Here is a 21,329-nt window from a genome sequence, read left to right as displayed (position 1 = left end):
AGCGGCGGCCGGGGGCCGGCCCGCCGGTCACAGATCGGGGTCGTAGGCGTCGGCTCCGGCGGCGGGAACCCGGGAGACGTCGTCGTGGACGGTGTGCGCGAGGGACTGCCCGTGCGTGTCCTGGCGTGGTACCGGGGCCGTGCGGCCGGGCCGGTCGGGGCGGGTGGGCCGGGGCAGCGGCCAGCGCAGGCCCGCGCCGGCCGAGGGGCGCCGGACGCGGCTGCGCGTGGAGTCGACCTTCAGCCGCAGTTCGCCGGTCAGCGGGACCGTCCTGCCGTAGGCGACGGCGGTGCCGGAGGTCTCGGGGGTCCGCAGCCGGGCCATGCGCTGGGCGTCCCGCCGTACGGCGAAGCGGCCCTGCCGGTCCGGCACCAGCCGGGGGTCGGTGCCGCTGCCCGCGACCACGCCGAACCGGTACTCGGGGCCGTCGGTCTTCACGTGGATGGTGCTGACGGGCCGTTCGTCCTGTCCGTCCTCGTCGGGGACGAGCAGGGTCAGGACCAGGCCGCGCACGTTGTGGACGCGTTTGCGCTCCAGCAGACGCCAGCAGGTGTACGCGGCCGCCGCGACCAGCAGCAGGCCGAGGGGCAGCAGCAGTGTCCAGTGCCGTTCCGCCCAGCTCGGCGGCGGGGTCACGAGCACGGTCAGCAGCCGGGCGTCCAGGACCTGTTGGGGGCGCCCGGTGTCGTACACGACGACCTTGGCCGAGAGCCGGCCGGGGGCGACGTCGGCGCCCACGCGCACCTCGGCCCTTACCGTGCGGGTCTGTCCGGGGTCGAGGCGGACGCGGGCCGGGGTCACGGTGAGGTCGCCGCGCGAGCTGTCCTCCAGGACCAGGTTCAGGACGCGTGGGCCGGTGGAGCCGTCGACCGCCTTGAGGGTCAGCGGCACGCTGTCGCCCGGGTGCACGGTGGCGTCGACGACGCCGAGATGGGCCTGCACCGGGGCGTTGACCGCGGCCACGCCGGTCATGAAGGGCCGGTGGTCGGCGCTCAGCCCGATGGCGGTGAGCACGCCCGTGACCTTCAGGCGGTCCTTGGCCGCCCGCGGGACGGTGACCGTGCCGGTGAACCGGCCGTCGCCGGCACGGGCGTCCTCGCCGCGTCCGTCGTCGGCGAGCCGGACGGCCTGCGGGGAGAAGCCGGTGCCGGCGAGGGTCGCCGACACCTTCAGCACCTTCAGGTCGGCCGGGTCGCTGACCGGCCTGCCGTTCCAGGTCTGCAGTTGCAGGCCCACGGTGGCCTGTTCGCCCGGGCGCGGGGAGGCGGGCGTCATGACGATCGACGAGCGCAGCGCGCCGCGCCACTGGACGCCCACGCTGGCGAGCCGGTCGCGGTGTCCCTCGGGCGCGCTCAGGTCCACCGTCCAGGTCCCGGGACGCGGGGCGACGATGCGCAGCGACTCCACTTCCTGGTCGGCGCCGGTGAGTTCGTAGGAGGACACGCCGTCGTCACGGCTGCCGTCGATCTCCTCGCCGCCCGGGGCGCGGATGCGGACCCTGACCGCCGGGTCGCCCTTGGAGACGACGATGGTGGCCAGCGTGGCGAGCGGGGAGATCCGCAGTGCGAAGGTGGCCGGCGGGGTGTCCTGGTGGGTGGGGTCGGCGATGAGGCAGCGAGCGCTGGCGAACGCCTTCTGGACCGCTTCGCCCAGGGCGGCCGAGTCCTTGACGGTCTGGGACGTGGGCCTGGCCTGCGGCAGGTTGGCGCAGGCGCCCTGGTAGCCGCCGGCCGCCATGGCGCGCAGGGCGTCCGGGTCGGGCGAGCCGAAGCCGAGCGGCCAGATCTGCACCCCGGCCTGTCTGGCCTCGGCGAGGGCCCGCCGCAGTTCCCGCTCGCCGTTGGCCTTCCTGCTGGCCGTGTCCGCGCCGTAGGCGGGACTGTCCGACACGTCCAGGACGCCGTCGGTGAGCAGGAACAGGATCCGCGGGCCGGTGACCGACTCGGCGGAGAGGCGGGCGATGCCCTGCCGGACGGCGGCCGGGAAGTCGGTGCCGGTGCCCTCTCCCTCGCCGCGCCGGTCGAGCTTCGCGACGCAGTCGCCGATCTTCTCGCGGGCCACCTCGTTCAGGGTCGTGGTGGGGCACACCTCGTCCACGGCCTGCTGTTCGTCGTTGTCGGCGCTGGCGAAGCCGAGCACCGTCAGCCGCGAGGCGGTGGATATCTCGCCGAGCGCGATGCGCTGTGCGGCGTCCCGCTCGCGGTCCACGTCCCGGGCGCTCAGGCTGCTCGACTCGTCGACCGCCACGGCCAGGTTGATCGGGTCCGGCGGCTCGGCGGCGGGGCGGCCGGCCGCCCCGAGCCCGCCGGGCGCCGGGCCGCCCGCGCCGGTCAGGAGCACCGCCGCGAGCAGTGCGGCCGCGCCTCGGAAGCAGCGACGTGCACGAACCATCTTCGAACATGTGCTCATATAACGGACATCACTGTTGGACAGGTTCCCCACGCTTCCACTTCACCTTCCGACCGAGTCCCGCCCCGCCCCACTTCGCCTGCAGATCGCCACGGATCGGCCGGTCACCCCACCGGCGTCCGCCGCCGGGCGCCACGGGCGGGGCGACGGCGGCAGGGAGCGTGCGGCACGGCGGGGAGGCGTTCAGGCGGGTCGTCGGACCGGGGGCGGGAGCGGAACGGGTCCGCACCCGTCAAGAACCTGTAGACAGCGCCGCCCGCCACCCGCATCGCCCCCCGTCCCGCGTGAACGAACATCAGCATTCCGGAATCCGGAGGGGCGGAATACGGCCGTTCACACATTGCGATGCTCGCGCGGGAGCATCGCCGCCCGCGCGCGCCCGGGCGTACGTACCCGCTCCCGCTTTCACCTCTCCACGCCCCCCGACAGGGACATGAGAACGCTCCGCGCGCCGGGAGCCCGGAGCAACGGAATCACCGCGCGGGACGGCGTCGTGACGGTGCGTCAAAACGGACATCCAGTCGACAGGACGGCCGTTTCCGTCGATGTGGGGCAAGTCTCGCCGTCATATGGACCGTGCAGGTCAGAGCGGTGCCGTCGCGCTACTGCGGAGCCCCGGACGGCCCACCCGAGTGGCCGGCACCGGGGCGCGCGCCTAGCGTCGTACTAAAATTTCCGGCTTGTTACGGAGCCGGACCGGACAACCCCAGGCAAACCTGCGGGCCCGCCGGCGCCCCGGAGGCTTCCGGGATCGAGACGCGAGGACCGATGGCAGCCACACACGAGAGCAGTGCTCTCGGCCTGCTCGACGACGAAATCCGCGCACAACTCGGCGACATCGCCCGCTTCTCCGGCGGCCCCGCGCCCTCCCCCCGCACCCTCGTCGACGTCTTCGACGCGGCCGTCCGGTCGTTCCCGGACGAGCCGGCCCTGGACGACGGCGTCACCTCCCTCACCTACCGCGCCCTCGCCGTCGAGGTGGACGACCTCCGGCGCCGGCTCGCCGTCGCGGGGGTCGGGCTCGGAGACCGGGTGGGCGTGCGCGTCCCGTCCGGCACCAACGACCTCTACGTGGCGATCCTGGCCGTCCTGGCCGTCGGCGCGGCCTACGTCCCGGTGGACGCCGAGGACCCCGACGAGCGGGCCGAGCTGGTGTTCGGCGAGGCCGGTGTGCGGGCCGTCGTCGGCGCCGGGCACCGCATCGACGTCCACGGCACGCCGTCGGCGGCGGCCGGCCGTCCCGGCGCCGGGCACGACGCCTGGATCATCTTCACCTCCGGCTCCACCGGCAAGCCCAAGGGCGTCGCCGTCAGCCACCGCAGCGCCGCCGCGTTCGTGGACGCGGAGGCCGCCCTGTTCCTCACCGAGGAGCCCATCGGGCCCGGCGACCGGGTGATGGCCGGACTGTCCGTGGCCTTCGACGCCTCCTGCGAGGAGATGTGGCTCGCCTGGCGGTACGGAGCCTGTCTGGTGCCCGTCCCCCGGTCCCAGGTCCGCAGCGGCGCCGACCTCGGACCCTGGCTGGTCGAGCAGGAGATCACGGTCGTCTCCACCGTGCCCACGCTGGCCGCGCTGTGGGAGCCCGAGACCCTCAACGACGTACGGCTGCTGATCTTCGGCGGCGAGGCCTGCCCGCCCGAGCTGGTGCAGCGGCTGGTGACGGAGGGGCGGGAGGTCTGGAACACGTACGGGCCGACCGAGGCGACCGTGGTCGCCTGCGCCTCCCTCATGTCCGGCGAGGAGCCGATCCGGATCGGGCTGCCGCTCGCGGGATGGGAGCTGGCCGTCGTGGACGAGGCCGGGGGGCCCGTCCCGATGGGCGGCAGCGGGCAGCTGGTGATCGGCGGGGTCGGGCTCGCCCGCTACCTCGACGCCGAGAAGGACGCGGAGAAGTACGCGCCGCTGGAGTCGCTGGGCTGGGAGCGGGCGTACCGCAGCGGCGACCTGGTGCGCGCCGACGCCGAGGGGCTCGTCTTCCTCGGGCGGGCCGACGAACAGATCAAGCTCGGCGGGCGGCGGATCGAGCTGGGCGAGGTGGACGCGGCGCTGCAGGCGCTGCCCGGCGTCGCGGGGGCCGCCGCGGCCGTGCGGACCGCCCGCAGCGGCAACCAGCTCCTCGTCGGCTACGTCGTCATCCAGGACGGCTGGGACCAGGCGGCGGCCGTGGAGCGGCTGCGCGCCGAGCTGCCCGCGGCCCTGGTGCCGCTGCTCGCGCCGGTGGACGACCTGCCGACCCGCACCTCCGGGAAGGTGGACCGCAACGCGCTGCCCTGGCCGCTGAAGGAGCTGGAGACCGGCGGCCCGGCCGAACAGCTGTACGGCACCGAGGCCTGGCTCGCCGAGCAGTGGACGCAGGTGCTGGGCATCCCGGTCGCCTCCGCCTCCGACGACTTCTTCGCGATCGGCGGCAGCAGCCTGGGCGCGGCGCAGCTCACGACGCGGCTGCGCACCCGCTACCCCAGCGCCGCCGTGCTGGACGTCTACCAGCATCCGACCCTGCGCAAGCTGGCCCGCCGGCTGGAGGACTCGGCGCAGGACGACGGCGGCAGCCGCACCGTCGCGCCCGTGCCGAAGCGGACGCAGTTCGTACAGCTCCTGCTGCTTCTGCCCCTGTTCACGCTGCTCGGGCTGCGCTGGACGGTCGCGCTGGCCGCGCTGGGCGATCTGCTGCCCGCCTACGGCTGGCTGCCGACCGCTCCGTGGTGGCTGGTGGTCGCCGGCGCCCTGCTGTTCTTCAGCCCGCCCGGGCGGCTCGCGCTCGGCGCGGGCGGGGCGCGGCTGCTGCTGCGGGGTGTGCGGCCCGGCCGCCATCCGCGGGGCGGCTCGGTCCATGTGCGGCTGTGGGCGGCGGAGCGGCTGGCCGAGTTCAGCGGGGCCACCTCGCTGACCGGGTCCTGGCTGCAGCGGTACGCGCGGGCGCTGGGCGCCAAGGTCGGACCCGACGTGGACCTGCACGCGCTGCCGCCGGTGACCGGCCTGCTGAAGCTCGGGCGGGGCGCGGCCGTGGAGTCCGAGGTCGACCTTTCCGGCTACTGGCTGGACGGCGACCGGCTGGAGATCGGCGCGATCAAGGTGGGCGCGCACGCCGTCGTCGGCACCCGCAGCACGCTCTTCCCCGGCGCCCGCGTCGGCAAGCGCGCCGAGGTGGCGCCGGGTTCGGCGGTCGGCGGGCAGATCCCGACCGGGCAGCGGTGGGCGGGAGCGCCCGCGGCCAAGCTGGGCCGGGCCAAGCGGAACTGGCCCAAGGAGCGGCCGCCGAGGAGCCGGTACTGGAGTGCGATGTACGGCGTGTCGGGGCTCGGGCTGACGCTGCTGCCGGTGCTGTCGGGCGCGGTGGCGCTGCTGGTGGCGGGCGTGTTCGTGACGCCCGGCGACGGACTCGCGCAGGCCCTGCGGGGCGCGGCCGTCGCGCTCGTGCCGGCCACGCTCGCCTACGGGGCGGCGTACGCGCTGCTGGTCCTGGTCGCCGTCCGGCTGCTGAGCCTGGGGCTGCGGGAGGGTACGCATCCGGCGCACGGGCGGATCGGGTGGCAGGCGTGGACGGTCACGCAGCTGATGGACCGGGCCCGCGAGACCCTGTTCCCGCTGTACGCGGGACTGGTCACGCCGGTGTGGCTGCGGCTGCTGGGCATGCGGATCGGGCGGGGCGCCGAGGTGTCGACCGTGCTGGCCCTGCCCAGCCTGACGACGGTCGGCGAGGGCGCGTTCCTCGCCGACGACACCCTGACCGCGCCGTACGAGCTGGGCGGCGGCTGGGTCCGCATCGGGCGGGCGGAGATCGGGCGGCGGGCGTTCCTCGGGAACTCGGGGATGACCGCGCCGGGCAGGTCCGTGCCGGAGGGCGGGCTGGTGGGCGTGCTGTCGGCGACGCCGAAGAAGGCCAAGAAGGGCACGTCGTACCTGGGACTGCCGCCGGTGAAGCTGCCGAGGAACGCGGCGGACGGCGATCACAGCCGTACCTACGAGCCGCCCTCGCGGCTGCTGTGGGCGCGGGCTCTGGTGGAGCTGTGCCGGATCGTGCCGGTGCTGTGCTCGACCGCGCTCGGTGTGGCGACGGTGGCCGTGCTGTGCGCGCTGGGGGCGTGGGCGCCCCTGCTGGCGGGTGCGGTGCTGCTGGGCGCGGGTGTCACGGCGGCCGTCGTCTCCGTGGTCGCCAAGTGGCTGCTGGTCGGCCGGCACCGCAGCGGCGAGCATCCGCTGTGGAGCGGCTTCGTGTGGCGCAACGAGCTGGCGGACACGTTCGTCGAGGTGGTGGCCGTGCCGTGGCTGGCGGGCGCCGTGCCGGGGACGCCGGTGATGACGGCGTGGCTGCGCGGGCTCGGGGCGCGGATCGGCAGGGGCGCGTGGGTGGAGAGCTACTGGCTGCCCGAGGCGGACCTGGTGACGCTGGGGGACGGTGCGACGGTCAACCGCGGGTGTGTGCTGCAGACTCACCTCTTCCACGACCGGATCTTGCGGACGGATACTGTGGTCCTCCGTGAGGGCGCCACGCTGGGCCCTGGCGGGATCGTGCTGCCCGGCAGCACGATCGGGGCCCGGACGACCCTGGGTCCCGCGTCGCTCGTCATGGCCGCGGAGTCCGTCCCGGACGACACCCGCTGGCTCGGCAACCCGATCGAGGCATGGCGTCCCTGAGGAGGGGCTACTCGGATCCGGTGAGCGGTGTACCGGCGACGGGTGGTTCCAGCACAGGTCAGGGAGCGGACGGGGACGTGGCAGTTCAGCAGGCGGTCGGGCCGGACCCGTATTTTCCGGCCAACGGTGACCCGCGGTACCGGGTGCACCGTTACGAGCTCACGCTGGACTACCGGCCGGATCCGAACCGGCTGTCGGGCGCGGCCCGGATCAACGCGATAGCGGGCCGGTCGCCGCTGACCGAGTTCCAGCTCAACCTGGCCGACTTCAAGATCGGCCGGGTGCGGGTGGACGGCCGGCAGACGCACTACACCCATCGGGGCGGCCGGCTGCGGGTCCGTCCCGCCAAGCCGATCCGCGCCGGGGCGGCCTTCACGGTCGAGGTGCACTGGTCGGGCAACCCCAAGCCGGTGAACAGCCCGTGGGGCGGCCTCGGCTGGGAGGAGCTGGACGACGGGGCGCTGGTCGCGAGCCAGCCCGTCGGGGCGCCGTCCTGGTACCCGTGCAACGACCGGCCCGCGGACAAGGCGTCGTACCTGATATCGGTCACGACGCCGTCGGCGTACTCGGTGGTGGCGGGCGGCCGGCTGCTGACGCGGACGCCGAAGGCCTCGACGACCACCTGGGTGTACGAGCAGTCGGCGCCGACGTCGAGCTATCTGGTGGGCCTGTCGATCGGCAAGTACCAGACCGTCCTGCTGGGCGATCCGGGGCTCGGCGGCGTGCCCCAGCACGGGCACATACCGGCGCACCTGCTGGCCGAGTTCTCCCGGGACTTCGCGCGCCAGCCCGGGATGATGCACCTGTTCCAGCAGCTCTTCGGCCCCTACCCGTTCGACGAGTACGCGGTGGTGGTGACGGAGGAGGAGCTCGACGTCCCCGTCGAGGCCCAGGGGTTGTCGCTGTTCGGCGCCAACCACGTGGACGGGGCCCGGGGTTCGGAGCGGCTGGTGGCGCACGAGCTGGCGCACCAGTGGTTCGGCAACAGCGTGTCCATCGCCGACTGGCGGCACATCTGGCTGAACGAGGGGTTCGCGAAGTACGCGGAGTGGCTGTGGTCGGAGCGGTCGGGAGGACGCAGCGCGCAGCAGCTCGCCGCCGTCGCGCACCGGACGCTGTCGTCGCAGCCGCAGGACCTGCGTCTCGCCGACCCCGGCCGCAAGTCGATGTTCGACGACCGGCTCTACGAGCGCGGCGGCCTCACGGTCCACGCGATGCGCTGCGCGCTGGGCGACGACGCGTTCTTCCGGATGCTGCGCGCCTGGCTCTCGCTGCACCGGGGCGGCGCCGTGACGACGTCGACGCTCACCGCCCACGCGGCCCGTTTCGCCCCGGAGCCCCTGGACGACCTGTTCGGCGCCTGGGTGTACGAAACGGCCCTCCCGCCGCTGCCGGTACAGCCGGTGGGCCGGGGGGCGGAGTCGGCCTGAGCCGGGCGCTCCGCTGCGAACACGTGACGAACCCGCGGGCCGGTGGGGCCGATCGCGCAGTTCCCCGCTCCCCTGAAGGACACCTCACCCGCCACCGAGGCCCACGGCCGGGCACGGGCAGGGGGCCCGGGAGTGCTGGCCGGAGGACGGGTAGGCCCGGCGGATGGTCGGGCCGACGGACGGCGGACGGCCGAGGCCAGAGGCCGAAGGGCCGGCGGACGGCCGAGGCCAGAGGCCGAAGGGCCGGCAGCCGGTGAACCGAGGGCCGAAGGCCCCGTCGGTCGAAGGCCTGGTGGACCCCGGAGGCAGGAAGGACGGTGGACCCCGCAGGCCCAAAGGGCCAGGCGATCCGGGAGGCCGGCGGCCGGTGGATCTGGGAGGCCGGGAGCCCGGGCCGGTGTACCCGCAAAACCCGGGGCCCGGTGGACCAAGGGCCGAAGGCCCGGTTCACCCCGGAGGCAGGAAGGCCGGTGGATCCGGGAAGCCCGGGGCCGGTGGATCCGGAGGCCGGGGGCCCAGGGCCGGTGTCACCGCAAGGCCCGGGGCCGGTGAACCGAGGGCCGAAGGCCCGGTGGATCCGGGAGGGCCAGGGCCGGTGGATCCGAGGGCCGGTGGGCCGGGAGGCCGAGGGCCCGGAACCGGGGGAACCGCAAGCCTGGAACGGGGGCCCGGGGCCGGGGGATCCGAGGGCCGGGGGATCCGGGAGGCCCGGGGCCGGGGGATCCGAGGGCCGGTGGATCCGGGAGGCCCGGGGCCGGGGGATCCGAGGGCCGGTGGATCCGGGAGGCCCGGGGCCGGGGGAACCGCAAGCCTCGAACGGGGGCCCAGGGCCGGGGGAACCGCAAGGCCGGGCAGAATGGGTTCATGGTTCGACGCACCGCCCGCCCGCGACAGCGCGCCGCCGCCCCCGCCACGTGTCCCTGTGGTCTGGCCGAGGTCTATGAGGCCTGCTGCGGGCGCTTGCATGCCGGTGTCGGCGTCGCGCCGACGGCTGAGGCGCTGATGCGCTCGCGCTACAGCGCGTTCGTGCGGGGGGATGTCCCCTATCTGCTGCGGACCTGGCATCCGCGGACGCGGCCGGAGCGGCTGGAACTCGATCCGGGGATGCGGTGGACGGGGCTGGAGATCCTCGCGACGTCGCAGGGCAGCGCGTTCCACACGACGGGGTCCGTGGAGTTCCGGGCGTCCTACCGGGGCGGCGCGCTGCACGAGCGCAGCCGGTTCGAGCGGGTGGACGGCGCGTGGGTGTACGTGGACGGGGAGTTCCCCGAGTAGCCGTGGCGGGAGCAGCCGTCAGGGCGCCAGGATGTCGAGTTCCTGGAGGGCGCCGACCGTGATCTCCCGGGTCAGCCGTTCCGCGCGGACCGGGTCGCCCTCGCGGACCGCTTCCGCCACCTGGACGTGCAGGGTGACGGCGGCCGGGTCGGGGTCCTCGAACATGACCTCGTGATGGGTGCGGCCGGCCAGGACCTCCGCGACGACGTCGCCGAGGCGGGCGAACATCTCGTTGCCGGAGGCGGCGAGGATCACCCGGTGGAAGGCGACGTCGTGAACCAGGTACTCCTCCAGCCGGTGGCCGCGTGAGGTGGCCACCATGCCGAGCGCGCACTGCGTGAGTTCGGCGCACTGCTCGGCCGTGGCGTGGGTCGCCGCCAGGCCCGCCGCGACCGGCTCGACCGCCGAGCGCAGGACGGTGAGCGAGCGCAGCTGGTGCGGGCGGTCGGCGCCGGCCAGCCGCCAGCGGATGACCTGCGGGTCGTAGACGTTCCACTCGGCCTTGGGCCGCACCGTCACGCCCACCCGGCGGCGGGACTCGACCAGGTGCATGGACTCCAGGACGCGGACCGCCTCGCGCATCACGGAGCGCGAGACGTCGAAGCGCTGGGCCAGTTCGTCGGTGCGCAGGACACTGCCCGGCGGGTACTCCCCGGCGGTGATCGCGGGTCCCAGGGCGTCCAGTACACGGCCGTGCAGACCCCGGCCCGGAGTGGTCATGCACACAGAGTACGCGGTAGATCACGAAGCCAAAAAGTCAGACTTATTTTGCTTTCACTCTTGATTCGTCGTACCTAATCGGTTTCAGTGTCGGTCGGCGTCCGAAGACGCCGGATGTCGACGAAGACAGCGAGGCACAGATGCGTACCCCCCACGTCGTCGTGGTGATGGGCGTCGCCGGCACGGGCAAGACCACCATCGGTCCGCTGCTTGCCACCCGGCTGGGCGTCCCGTACGCCGAGGGCGACGACTTCCACCCGCCGGCCAACATCGCCAGGATGTCGGCCGGCACCCCGCTCGGCGACGACGACCGGTGGCCGTGGCTCGACGCCATCGGCGCGTGGGCGGACGAACGGGCCGGGCTCGGTGGAGTGGTCAGCTGTTCGGCGCTGAAGCGGGTGTACCGCGACCGGCTCAGGGCCGCGGCCCCCGGCGTCGTCTTCGTGCATCTCGCCGGCGACCGGTCGCTGATCGAGGACCGCATGGCACACCGGCAGGGGCACTTCATGCCGACCGCGCTCCTGGACTCCCAGTTCGCCACGCTCCAGCCGCTCCAGGCCGACGAGAGGGGCGTCGCCGTCGACGTCGCCGGCAGCCCCGAGGCCATCACCGACCGGGCCGTGACGGCGCTCGCCGCGCTTCCCGGCCAGGCCGGGTAACCCCTCCGACTCGTTCCCCCACCCCGTCCCCCTCACCCCCGTCCCCCTCACCGCAAGGGAACCCCCGTGACCAGACTCAGCGTCGAGATGCTGGCGGCGGACACGGTCGAGCCGATCACCTCGGCCGGCCACGCGCAGCTGGGCATCGCCGTCCTGGCGGGCATCGCCGTGATCGTCCTGCTCATCACCAAGTTCAAGCTCCACGCCTTCCTGGCGCTGACCATCGGCTCGCTCGCGCTCGGCGCGTTCGCCGGGGCGCCGCTCGACAAGGCCATCGCCTCCTTCACCGCCGGGCTGGGCTCCACGGTCGCCGGCGTGGGCGTGCTGATCGCACTGGGCGCGATCCTCGGCAAACTGCTCGCGGACTCCGGGGGCGCGGACCAGATCGTGGACACGATCCTCGCCAGGGCGGGCGGTCGTTCGATGCCGTGGGCGATGGTGCTGATCGCCTCCGTGATCGGCCTGCCGCTGTTCTTCGAGGTCGGCGTGGTGCTGCTGATCCCGGTGGTGCTGATGGTCGCCAAGCGGGGCAACTACTCGCTCATGCGGATCGGCATCCCGGCGCTGGCCGGCCTGTCCGTGATGCACGGTCTGGTTCCCCCGCACCCCGGCCCGCTGGTCGCCATCGACGCGGTCGGGGCCAACCTGGGCGTCACGCTGGCGCTCGGCGTGCTGGTCGCCGTCCCGACGGTCGTCGTCGCCGGCCCGCTGTTCTCGAAGGTCGCCGCCCGCTGGGTGGACGTCCCCGCCCCCGACCGGATGATTCCGCAACGCCCCTCCGAGGACCTGCAGAGGCGCCCCGGCTTCGGCGCCACCCTCGCCACCATCCTCCTGCCGGTCGTGCTGATGCTGTCCAAGGCGCTGGTCGACATCGTCGTGGACGACCCCGGGCACACCGTGCAGCGCGTCTTCGACGTCGTCGGGTCGCCCCTGATCGCCCTGCTCGCCGCCGTGCTCGTGGGCATCTTCACGCTGGGCCGGCCGGCGGGATTCAGCAGGGAGCGGATCTCGCGGCTGGTCGACCAGGGGCTCGCGCCCATCGCGGGCATCCTGCTGATCGTCGGAGCGGGCGGCGGCTTCAAGCAGACGCTGATCGACTGCGGCGTGGGGCAGATGGTCCTGGACGTCTCCGAGGACTGGTCGATACCCGCTCTGCTGCTGGCCTGGCTGATCGCGGTGGCGATCCGGCTGGCCACCGGCTCGGCGACCGTGGCGACGATCTCGGCGGCCGGCCTGGTCGCGCCGCTCGCGGCCGACATGTCGACCGCGCACACCGCCCTGCTGGTCCTGGCGATCGGCGCCGGCTCGCTCTTCTTCAGTCACGTCAACGACGCCGGCTTCTGGCTGGTCAAGGAGTACTTCGGGCTGAGCGTCGGTCAGAACGTCAAGACCTGGTCGGTCATGGAGACCATCATCTCCGTGGTCGCCGGCGGCCTGGTCCTGCTCCTCTCCCTGGTCGTCTAGGGCTACCGGCAACACGGCCCCGGGCAGCGGGACGAACGGGCATCAGGACGCACGGGCAACAAAGCCACGGGCAGCAGAGCTGCGGGCAAGTGGAGAGGAGCACGGGATGAGTCACCCCCTGTTCGACATCGGCGGCCGGACCGCGCTGGTCACCGGGTCCAGCCGGGGCATCGGCCTGGCCCTCGCCCGGGGCCTCGCGGAGGCCGGCTGCACGGTGGTGCTCAACGGGCGGGACGCCGAACGCCTCGCCCAGGCGGCCGACGAGCTGCCCGGCGACGTCCGCACGGCCGCGTTCGACGTGACCGACGGGCCGTCGGTGGCCGCCGGCATGGCGGACGTCGAGGACCGGGTCGGCCCGCTCGACATCCTCGTCAACAACGCGGGCATGCAACTGCGGGCCCCGCTCCTGGAGTTCGCCGACTCCGACTGGCACCGGATCCTGGACACCAACCTCACCAGCGCGTTCCTGGTGGGCCGGGAGGCCGCCCGCCGGATGACGGAACGCGGCCACGGGAAGATCGTCAACATCTGCTCGCTGCAGAGCGAGGTGGCCCGGCCGGGCATCGCGCCCTACGCGGCCACGAAAGGCGCGCTGAGGATGCTCAACAAGGGCATGTGCGCGGACTGGGGACCGCACGGCGTCCAGGTCAACGGCCTGGGCCCGGGCTACATCGAGACCGACCTCACCCGACCCCTCGTTCAGGACGAGGAGTTCAGCGCGTGGGTGCGGCGCCGTACCCCGGCCGGCCGGTGGGGCCGCACCGAGGACCTGGTGGGCGGGCTGCTGTTCCTGGTCTCTCCCGCGGCGGACTTCGTCGGCGGGCAGGTGCTGTACGTCGACGGCGGCATGACGAGTGTGCTCTGAGAGGGCGTGAGGCGGATGCTGGGCTGTGTGATCCATGGTCAGGGCGACCTGCGCGTCGAGGAGTTGGCGTCGCCGGCGCCCGGGCCGGGCGAGGTGCTCGTCGCGGTCCGCTACGGCGGGGTGTGCGGCTCGGACCTGCACTACTGGCTGCACGGCGGGGTCGGCGACTTCCGGCTGCGGGAGCCGCTGGTGCCGGGGCACGAGGTGGCGGGGACGGTGGTCGCCCACGGCTCGGCGAGTCCGGCGGCCCTCCCTCCCGGTACGGCGGTCGCCGTGCACCCGGCCACCCCGTGCGGGGCGTGCGCGGAGTGCGCGGACGGGCGGCGCAACGTGTGCCGGGACACCCGCTACCTCGGCAGTTCGGCCCGGACGCCGCACGTCCAGGGCGGGTTCGCGGCGGAGATCGCCGTCCCCGCCGACCAGGTGCGGCCCCTGCCGAAGGGGCTGGAGCCACGACGCGCCGCGCTCGCCGAACCGCTGTCGGTGGCGCTGCACGCGGTCCGGCGGGCCGGCCCGGTCGGCGGGCGGCACGTCCTGGTCACCGGGGCCGGGCCCATCGGCTGCCTGGTGGCAGCGGCGGCGAAGGCGGCCGGAGCGGCCCAAGTCACCGTGACGGACCTGCTGCCGGCCCCGCTCGGGTACGCGCGATCCGCCGGCGCCGACACCGTCGTCCTGGCCGGCGATCCGGCGGATCCGGGGTGGCCCGCGGAGGTGGATGTGGCCGTCGAGGCGTCCGGCGCGGCCGCCGGGCTCGACGCGTGCCTGCGTCTGGTGCGGCGCGGCGGGGTCGTCGTCCAGCTCGGCATGCTGCCGCCGGGGCGGAGCGCGTTCGCGGGAAACCTGGTGGTGGGACGGGAGATCGAGCTACGCGGGTCGTTCCGCTTCGACACCGAGTTCGACGATGCCCTGGCCCTGCTGGCGGCGGAGCCCGCGTTCGACGGTCTGGTCAGCGCGGTGGTGCCGGCGAGGGATGCGGAATCAGCGTTCGCGCTGGCGGCCGACCGCAGCCGCTCCTGCAAGGTGCTGCTGGACTTCGGGGGTTCCGGGGGTTCCGGGGGTTCCGGAGGTTCCAGGGGTCTCGGGAGTTGAGGGCGGGCCGGGTGCGGCGGGGCCGGGCCGTCGACCGCCCCGGCCTCGCCGCATCCCCCGCTGGGCGTGCGCGTGGGTCATGGGCGCCACAGGCGGTGTTCGCGCTCCGCCCACTCCTGGCTCACCGAGCCCGTGCGCATGCCGCGCCGGGCCTCCGGGTCGCCCAGGGCCATGCCGATGTGCCCGGCCAGGACGACGCCGACGGTCAGGGCCAGCCAGTCGTGGACGAAGGTGGCGCTGGTGCGCCACATGATCGGGGTGAGGTGGGTGAACCACATGAGCAGGCCCGTGCCGAGCATGACCAGGGTCGCCCCGGCGATCCAGGCCGCGTAGACCTTCTGCCCGGCGTTGAACTTGGCCGCCGGACGCGACTCCCGCCGCTTGTCCCGGCGCAGGGCGGCCCGCAGCCAGCGGCGGTCGTGCGGGCCGAAGCGGTTGAGGCGTCCGAGGTCGGCACGGAAGGCGCGGGAGGCCAGACCCGCCAGGACGGGCACGGGCAGGGCCAGTCCCGCCCACTCGTGGACGCGGACCACCAGCTCACGGCGGCCGACCAGTTGGGCGAACTCGGGGACGTACAGGAAGGACGCCGTGACCACGCACACCCCCATCAGCAGGGCCGTGGTGCGGTGCACCCACCGTTCGGCGCGGGTGAAGCGGGGCACGTCCGCGGCGGGCGGCGCGTCAGCTCGTAGGCTCATCATCCCGTCCGTTCGAACGGCCGACCCAGGCGTCGACGTCGTAACCGCGGTCCTCCCAGTAACCGGGCTCGACCTTCTCGGTGACGGTGATGCCGGAGAGCCACTTGGCGGACTTGTAGAAGTACATGGGGGCCACGTACAGCCGGACGGGCCCGCCGTGGTCGTGGCCGAGGTCCTTGTCCTGCATCCGCAGCGCGACCAGGACGTCGGCGCGGCGGGCCTGGGCGAGGGTGAGGCTCTCGGTGTAGGCGCCGTCGAAGCAGGTGAAGCGGACCGCGCCGGCCTCGGCCCGGACGCCGGCCGCGTCGAGGAGGGCGGACAGCCGGACGCCCTCGAAGGGAGTGCCGGGGACCCGCCAGCCGGTGACGCACTGGACGTCCTTCACCATCCGGGTCTGGGGCACAGCGCGGAGCTCGGGCAGCGTGTAGGTGGCGGGCCGGTCGACCAGGCCGTCCACGGTGAGGCGGTAGTTCGCGGCGTTCCTGTGCGGCACGGACGAGGTCACCGAGTAGTAGCGGAAGCCGCCGCCGTTGGGGAGCAGCCCGGTGAGGCCCGTGGGGTCCTTGTCGGCGGCGCTGCCCAGGAACGCCTCCAGGCCCCGCTGGAGCGGGGGCGCGGCGACGACGCCCAGCGCACCCAGCGCGAGCGTGCCGAGGAAGACCCGTCGGCCGATGGGCGCACCACGTTCACCGCGCTCACCACGCTCACCACGCGCCTCGGACACACCGGCGGGCTCGGACGCCGCGAAGCGCTCACGCGGCTCCGACGCTGCGGACGGCACGCGTCGCTCCGCCGACTTGCCGGGCTCGGCCGGGGCGGGCCCGTCGGCCGGCCCGGGTGACTCGGGCCGCTCGGGTGGATCCGGAGGCCCGGGCGGGTCCGAGGGGTCGGGCGGGTCCGAGGGGTCGGGGCGCTCGGGTGGTTCGGGGTTCACCTTTCCATTCGAGCACTCGGGGGCGGGCCGGGGCCAGGGATCCCGGGCGGCCGTCAGACTTCCGTCATCACTTCTCACCCGGCTCTCATCGGCCCGGCACGTCCTCGCCGGCCCGGAGTGCACCGGCTCGGGCCGCCCGGAAGGCCGGGTACGGGTCGCGGTCCGGGTACGCCCAGGGCTCTCGGGTGGCGTACCGCCCGATGCGGTGGAAGAGGGCGGCGGCCTCGGCGCTCCTGCCCTGGCAGACCTTGGCGTGGGCGAGATAGTTCAGGTCGACCAGGTGCCGGGGGTGGCCCTCGTGCTCCCACTCCAGCCACCAGTCGAAGGCCGCCTTCAGCACGTTCCGTGCCCTGCCGCACCGCCAGTGCCCGGAGGCGACGGGGTCGGCGGGCGCCGAGCCGTGGGCGGCCAGCACCCGGTAGCGCTCGGCGTGCGCGACCACCGGGAGGATGGCCAGCGGTGAGTCGGCGGGCGCCTGTTCGGCGGCCCGGGCGGCGAAGTCGTACACCTCGTGCAGCATGTCCGGACCGCCGTCCGGGCCGCCGTCCGGCCGGCGCTCGGCGAGCCGGGCGACCATGAGGTGGTGCGCGTGGTGGTGGTCCCGGTGCCGGGACCGGACCTCCTCGAAGTTCCGGACCGACTCCGCCCCGCCCGCCCGCTCCAGCTGGAGAAGGCCGAGCCAGGGCGTGGGGTCGGCGGGCGCGAGCGCGGCGGCCGACCGGCAGGCGGCGCGGGCCACGGCCGCCTCCTCCTTGCCGCGCAGCGCCCGGCGGACCTGGGCCAGGGCCAGCAGGACGGCGGCGTCGGCGGAGCCCGGCTCGGCGAGCAGCCACTCGGCGGCCCAGGCGGCCGCGTACGGTTCCCGCGCGAGAACGTCGACCCGGTGGGCGCGCCGGTCCCAGTCGTCGCCGGTGCGAGCCAGCAGGGAACGGGCCGGCTGCCGGCGGCCCTGTGCCAGCGCGGCCCGGGCGACGCCGACTTCGACGTCGTCCAGGGCCGGGTCGGGGGTCGGATCCACGCTCTCGCGATCACGGCCGAGGGAAGGCGGGGGTAAGTGCACCGCGGGACTTCCTCATCCTCCTCGGCGGCGGCTGTGACATCGGCCCGCAATCGGCCGATCACGCACAGCCAATCCCCGGCCGGCGCCCACCGTCAAGGGCCGGGAACCGTGACACGCCTCGAGGCGCCGCGGCCGCGGCGCATCCGACGGCGGCCCGTCCCTGGTGGGAGCCCCCGCGGGCAGGTTGGCGCGACGCCGGTGTGGCGTACGCCATGGCGCGGCCCGGCCGGAGCCCACACCATGGCTGTGCGGTCGCTTCCCGCCCCCGCCCCCGGGCCCGGGCGTCGCGACCGACTCAACCGCCCGGTTCGGGGTACTCCCGGAAGCATCGTCCCGGGTGGGCCCGGAGCGAAGGTTCCCGGCTCTCCCAGGGCAATGAGCGGGCTGGGACGCTACAGTCGGCCACCACGCACCCCGTCCGTGGTCCGACCGGATGATCGAGGTACGCAGCGTGTCGGTACTGGTTCTGGTTCTCGCCGTGAGCGCCGCCTGCTGCCTGGGCTTCGGGTTCGTGCTCCAGCAGAACGCGGCCCAGAGGGCGCCCCTCGGCGACTTCCTCTCGCCGCGGCTGCTGCTCGACCTGATGAAGGTGCCGCGCTGGCTGGGGGGCATCGGCCTCATGGTGGCGGGCATGGCGCTGGGCGCGGTCGCGCTCGGCCAGGGCGAGATCTCCCTGGTGGAGCCGCTGCTGGCGACGAACCTGCTCTTCGCCCTCGCACTCTCCCGGCACCAGACGAAGCAGCCGCTCGGCCGCCAGGGCTGGGCGGGGCTGATCCTGCTCGCGGGCGGGGTGACCGCCTTCATCGTGGCGGGCCAGCCGCGCGGGGGCACCGCGGTCAGCGATCCGCTGCGGCACTGGCTGATCATCGGCGTGATGATCGGCTCGGCGCTGCTGCTGACGACGTACGCGAAACGCTCCCGGCTGAGCTCGGGCCCGGTCCTGCTGGCCCTCGCGGCCGGCCTGCTGTACGGCGTGCAGGACGCGCTGACCAGGGTCAGCGGCCAGCGTTTCGCCGCGGGCGGCCTCGGCGAGCTGCTGTCCGGCTGGCAGCTGTACGCGGTGCTCGCGCTCGGCGTGACCGGGCTCGTGCTGGTCCAGAGCGCTTTCGAGACGGCGCCCCTGAGGATGTCGCTGCCCGCCCTGACCGCGGCCCAGCCGCTCGCCGGGATCGTCTGCGGCGTCGGCTTCCTCGGCGACCAGCTGCACACCGACACCGCCGCGCTGGCCTGGGAGGCGGCGGGACTCGCGGCGATCGTCGCGGGCATCGTGCTCCTGGGACTGCACCCGGCGATGCCGCGGGGCACCGCGCCGCGCGAGCAGGTGGCGGACCTGCAGCCGCAGTGACGGCCCTCGCCCGGGCGACACCACGGAACTGAACGGAACTGATGCGCACGGCGGGCCCGCCAGGACGGCGAACCCGACCGGGCGCCGGAATCCGCCCGAGCCGCGGGCCTGCCGCGGACCTGCGCGACCGCAGGGCCTGTCCGACCGCGGGCCTGCTTGGATGGGCGTATGAGCGCTGCTGACGAGATCCTCGACGTCGTCGACGAGCACGACCGGGTCGTGGGGCGGTTTCCGCGGGGACGGGTGTACGCCGAGGGACTTCGGCACCGCTGCGTCTTCGTCCAGGCCCGGGACGCCGAGGGCCGGATCTTCGTGCACCGCCGGACCCCGACGAAGCTGGTCTTCCCCTCTCTGTACGACATGTTCGTCGGCGGAGTGGTCGGCGCGGGCGAGGCCTACGACGACGCCGCCCTGCGCGAGGCCGAGGAGGAGCTGGGCGTGAGCGGACTGCCCCGGCCGGAGTTCCTCTTCAAGTTCCTCTACGACGGCGGCGCCGCCGGGAGCTGGTGGTCGGCCGTCTACGAGGTCCGCTGCGAGCTGCCGGTGAGCCCTCAGGTGGAGGAGGTGGCCTGGCACGACTTCCTGCCCGAGGAGGAGGTCGAACGGCGCCTGTCCGTCTGGGAGTGGGTGCCGGACGGGCTGGCCGCGTACCGGCGACTCGGGGAGTTCCGCGGGTAGCCCTGGTCGATGCGCCGACCCGTGGCGGGCGGCGGGCGGCGGCGGGCCCGCGGCGGGCGGCGGGTAGGGTCCGTCGGGTGATCGAGTTCGTACGGAATGTCAGGCTGTGGTTCGCGCCCGAGCAGGTGCGGGAGGAGGGCACCACGCCCGACTACCGGTTCTCGCTGGCGAACGAGCGCACGTTCCTGGCCTGGCTGCGGACCGCGCTGGCGCTGATCGGCGGTGGTTTCGCGGTGGACCAGTTCCTGCCGGACCTGCGCTGGGGCTGGCGGGTCGGGCTGGCGCTGGCGTTGCTCGCGGCGGGCGTGCTGTGCTCGCTGCGCGCGGTGAACCACTGGATGCGCTGCGAACGGGCCATGCGCCGGGGCGAGGACCTGCCGGCGTCCCGCTTCCCGGCGCTGCTGAGCGTGGTCGTCGCGGTGGTGGCCGTGGCGATGGTCGCGGTGGTGCTGGTGGGATGGGAGGGATGAGCGGCGAGGTGCTGTCCGCGCGCGATCCCGGTCTGCAGCCGGAGCGGACCCGGCTGGCCTGGCGGCGTACGACGCTGGCGAGCACCGTCGCGGCCGTGCTCGGGGTGAAGGCCGCGCTGCACGGTGGGGGGTCGGCGTTCGGGATCGTCGCCTGCGCGCTGTGCTGCGGCCTGTGGCTGGCGTTCCTGGCGCTCGCCCACCGCAGGATCCGTGTTCTCGCCGCCACGGCGAGTCCGGCGGCGCTGGCCCCGCGGCACGCCACGTCGGTGGTGCTGTGCACGGTGGCGACCGCCGTGTGCGCCGCCGCGCTGGTGCTGTAGGTCCGCTCGGCGCGCTCACGCCGGGCCCGCCGAACGCGCCCGGCGCGGTCCCGGCCCCTCCCCGACCTCGGCTCCGGCTCCTCCCCCGCCCGCCCGCGGCGTACGGGGTTACGTCCCAGCTCCCAGCTCCTACTGGGGGGTCTCCCCGGCCGTCGCTTCCCAGTCCACGGTCACGACGATCTTGCCGCGGGTGCGGCCCTCCTGGTTCAGCCGGTGGGCGTCGGCCGCGCGTTCCAGCGGGAACGTCTCGGAGACGTGCACGGACACCACGCCCTGTTCGGCGAGTTCCGCCAGCCGGGTGAGGTCCTCGGCGTCGGGCCGGACCCAGAAGTAGCGGCCGCCGTAGCCGACGACGCTCCCGTCGGCGACCGACACCAGCCGTCCCTCCGGGGCCAGCAGATTGGCGGACACCTTCAGCGTGTCGCCGCCGACCGTGTCGAAGGCCGCGTCCACGCCCTCGGGGGCCAGCCCGCGCACCCGTTCCGCCAATCCCTCGCCGTAGGTCACCGGCTCGCCGCCCAGCGAGCGCACGAAGTCGTGGTTGGCCTCGCTCGCCGTGCCGATCACCCGCGCGCCGAGGTGGCGTGCGAGCTGCACGGCGATGGAGCCGACGCCGCCCGCGGCCGCGTGGACCAGGACGGTCTCGCCCCGCTTCACCTCGAGGGCCTTGATCAGCACCTGGTAGGCGGTGAGCCCGACCAGGGGCAGGCCCGCGGCCTCCTCCCAGGTGAGATTGCGCGGCTTGCGGGCGAGAGTGCGCACCGGAGCGCCGACGTACTCGGCGAAGGTGCCGCGGGAGAGGAAGTCCTCGCGGACGTAGCCGATGACCTCGTCGCCGACCGCGTACTCCGCGACTGACACCCCGAGCTGCACCACGACCCCGGAGACGTCCCACCCCGGGACCACCGGGAACACGGCGTCCAGGATCGGGTCCAGGTGGCCCTCGCGGCACTTCCAGTCGACGGGGTTCACGGCCGCCGCGCGGACCTTCACCAGCACCGAGTCGGGGCCGACCTTGGGGTCGCGCACGTCCCCGTACACGAGCGTCTCGGGGCCGCCGTAGCGTGAGTAGCTGATGGCCTTCATGGGTCCGACCCTCGGGGGTCCCCGGACGCCGCGCAAGCCGAATGATCCGATGCGCGCAGTGCGCGGGGCGGCCCGTCCGACGTCGTCACCCGTGCGCGTGGAACACTGACGGGGCCGGGGGACGGCGGGTGGAACGGCCGTAATCCGCCCGTTCACGGCTCGACGGGTGCTGCCCGGGCAGCGGTCGTCCTA

17 protein-coding genes are annotated in these 21,329 nt (G+C 74.3%); 11 read left to right on the top strand and 6 right to left on the bottom strand.

Annotated elements, in window-relative coordinates:
• Positions 1 to 27: 27 nt before the first annotated feature.
• Positions 28 to 2,391, bottom strand: a complete 2,364-nt coding sequence (locus ACZ7DE_RS18145; RefSeq protein ID WP_470762299.1) for a VWA domain-containing protein — start codon at positions 2,389 to 2,391, stop codon at positions 28 to 30.
• A gap of 786 nt (positions 2,392 to 3,177) precedes the next feature.
• On the opposite strand from ACZ7DE_RS18145, the gene ACZ7DE_RS18140 reads away from it, so the two are divergent.
• The 3 genes from ACZ7DE_RS18140 to ACZ7DE_RS18130 all read left to right on the top strand — a co-directional run bounded on the left by ACZ7DE_RS18140 (position 3,178) and on the right by ACZ7DE_RS18130 (position 9,749).
• The gene (locus ACZ7DE_RS18140) at positions 3,178 to 7,044 is read left to right on the top strand and encodes a Pls/PosA family non-ribosomal peptide synthetase (RefSeq protein WP_470762297.1); all 3,867 of its coding nucleotides are present in this window, start codon (positions 3,178 to 3,180) and stop codon (positions 7,042 to 7,044) included.
• 77 nt (positions 7,045 to 7,121) lie between these two features.
• A complete protein-coding gene (locus tag ACZ7DE_RS18135; protein WP_470762295.1) occupies positions 7,122 to 8,474 on the top strand; it encodes a M1 family metallopeptidase in 1,353 nt (450 codons plus the stop codon).
• Between the two features lie 864 nt (positions 8,475 to 9,338).
• A complete protein-coding gene (locus ACZ7DE_RS18130; RefSeq protein WP_470762293.1) occupies positions 9,339 to 9,749 on the top strand; it encodes a YchJ family protein in 411 nt (136 codons plus the stop codon).
• An 18-nt stretch (positions 9,750 to 9,767) separates the two neighbouring features.
• Here ACZ7DE_RS18130 and ACZ7DE_RS18125 read toward each other — a convergent pair whose 3' ends face one another.
• The gene (locus tag ACZ7DE_RS18125) at positions 9,768 to 10,469 is read right to left on the bottom strand and encodes a FadR/GntR family transcriptional regulator (protein WP_470762291.1); all 702 of its coding nucleotides are present in this window, start codon (positions 10,467 to 10,469) and stop codon (positions 9,768 to 9,770) included.
• A 140-nt stretch (positions 10,470 to 10,609) separates the two neighbouring features.
• Between ACZ7DE_RS18125 and ACZ7DE_RS18120 the strand changes: the two genes are divergently transcribed.
• The 4 genes from ACZ7DE_RS18120 (at position 10,610) to ACZ7DE_RS18105 (ending at position 14,546) form a co-directional block, all read left to right on the top strand.
• A complete protein-coding gene (locus ACZ7DE_RS18120; protein WP_470762289.1) occupies positions 10,610 to 11,128 on the top strand; it encodes a gluconokinase in 519 nt (172 codons plus the stop codon).
• Positions 11,129 to 11,194: 66 nt separating this feature from the next.
• A complete protein-coding gene (locus ACZ7DE_RS18115; protein ID WP_470762286.1) occupies positions 11,195 to 12,592 on the top strand; it encodes a GntT/GntP/DsdX family permease in 1,398 nt (465 codons plus the stop codon).
• 106 nt (positions 12,593 to 12,698) lie between these two features.
• On the top strand, positions 12,699 to 13,457 hold the full coding sequence (locus ACZ7DE_RS18110; protein WP_470762282.1) for an SDR family oxidoreductase: 759 nt from the start codon (positions 12,699 to 12,701) through the stop codon (positions 13,455 to 13,457).
• A 15-nt stretch (positions 13,458 to 13,472) separates the two neighbouring features.
• On the top strand, positions 13,473 to 14,546 hold the full coding sequence (locus tag ACZ7DE_RS18105; RefSeq protein WP_470762824.1) for an L-idonate 5-dehydrogenase: 1,074 nt from the start codon (positions 13,473 to 13,475) through the stop codon (positions 14,544 to 14,546).
• A 77-nt stretch (positions 14,547 to 14,623) separates the two neighbouring features.
• On the opposite strand, the gene ACZ7DE_RS18100 is transcribed toward ACZ7DE_RS18105, so the two are convergent.
• The 3 genes from ACZ7DE_RS18100 to ACZ7DE_RS18090 all read right to left on the bottom strand — a co-directional run bounded on the left by ACZ7DE_RS18100 (position 14,624) and on the right by ACZ7DE_RS18090 (position 17,238).
• Complete coding sequence (locus ACZ7DE_RS18100) at positions 14,624 to 15,244, bottom strand: cytochrome b/b6 domain-containing protein (RefSeq protein WP_470762281.1); 621 nt, start codon at positions 15,242 to 15,244, stop codon at positions 14,624 to 14,626.
• The gene (locus ACZ7DE_RS18095; protein ID WP_470762822.1) at positions 15,228 to 15,968 is read right to left on the bottom strand and encodes a molybdopterin-dependent oxidoreductase; all 741 of its coding nucleotides are present in this window, start codon (positions 15,966 to 15,968) and stop codon (positions 15,228 to 15,230) included. The genes ACZ7DE_RS18100 and ACZ7DE_RS18095 overlap by 17 nt, the downstream gene beginning before the upstream one ends.
• Before the next feature lie 295 nt (positions 15,969 to 16,263).
• The gene (locus tag ACZ7DE_RS18090) at positions 16,264 to 17,238 is read right to left on the bottom strand and encodes a hypothetical protein (RefSeq protein WP_470762280.1); all 975 of its coding nucleotides are present in this window, start codon (positions 17,236 to 17,238) and stop codon (positions 16,264 to 16,266) included.
• 451 nt (positions 17,239 to 17,689) lie between these two features.
• Between ACZ7DE_RS18090 and ACZ7DE_RS18085 the strand changes: the two genes are divergently transcribed.
• The 4 genes from ACZ7DE_RS18085 to ACZ7DE_RS18070 all read left to right on the top strand — a co-directional run bounded on the left by ACZ7DE_RS18085 (position 17,690) and on the right by ACZ7DE_RS18070 (position 20,051).
• Positions 17,690 to 18,583, top strand: coding sequence for a DMT family transporter (locus ACZ7DE_RS18085; RefSeq protein ID WP_470762279.1), 894 nt, complete (start codon positions 17,690 to 17,692; stop codon positions 18,581 to 18,583).
• A 168-nt stretch (positions 18,584 to 18,751) separates the two neighbouring features.
• The gene (locus ACZ7DE_RS18080; protein ID WP_470762278.1) at positions 18,752 to 19,261 is read left to right on the top strand and encodes an NUDIX hydrolase; all 510 of its coding nucleotides are present in this window, start codon (positions 18,752 to 18,754) and stop codon (positions 19,259 to 19,261) included.
• Positions 19,262 to 19,338: 77 nt separating this feature from the next.
• Positions 19,339 to 19,731: a YidH family protein gene (locus ACZ7DE_RS18075; protein ID WP_470762277.1), complete on the top strand. Its 393-nt coding sequence runs from the start codon at positions 19,339 to 19,341 to the stop codon at positions 19,729 to 19,731.
• Positions 19,728 to 20,051 (top strand): DUF202 domain-containing protein, encoded by a 324-nt coding sequence (locus ACZ7DE_RS18070; RefSeq protein ID WP_470762276.1) that lies wholly within the window; start codon positions 19,728 to 19,730, stop codon positions 20,049 to 20,051. Before ACZ7DE_RS18075 ends, ACZ7DE_RS18070 begins: the two co-directional genes overlap by 4 nt.
• Before the next feature lie 129 nt (positions 20,052 to 20,180).
• Here the strand turns inward: ACZ7DE_RS18070 and ACZ7DE_RS18065 are convergent, their stop codons facing one another.
• On the bottom strand, positions 20,181 to 21,137 hold the full coding sequence (locus tag ACZ7DE_RS18065; protein ID WP_470762275.1) for an NADP-dependent oxidoreductase: 957 nt from the start codon (positions 21,135 to 21,137) through the stop codon (positions 20,181 to 20,183).
• Positions 21,138 to 21,329 lie beyond the last annotated feature (192 nt).

The organism is Streptomyces sp. NPDC037083 (assembly GCF_055606485.1).
The sequence above is the reverse complement of the archived record's forward strand: the minus strand, read 5'-3'. Positions and strand labels throughout refer to the sequence as shown.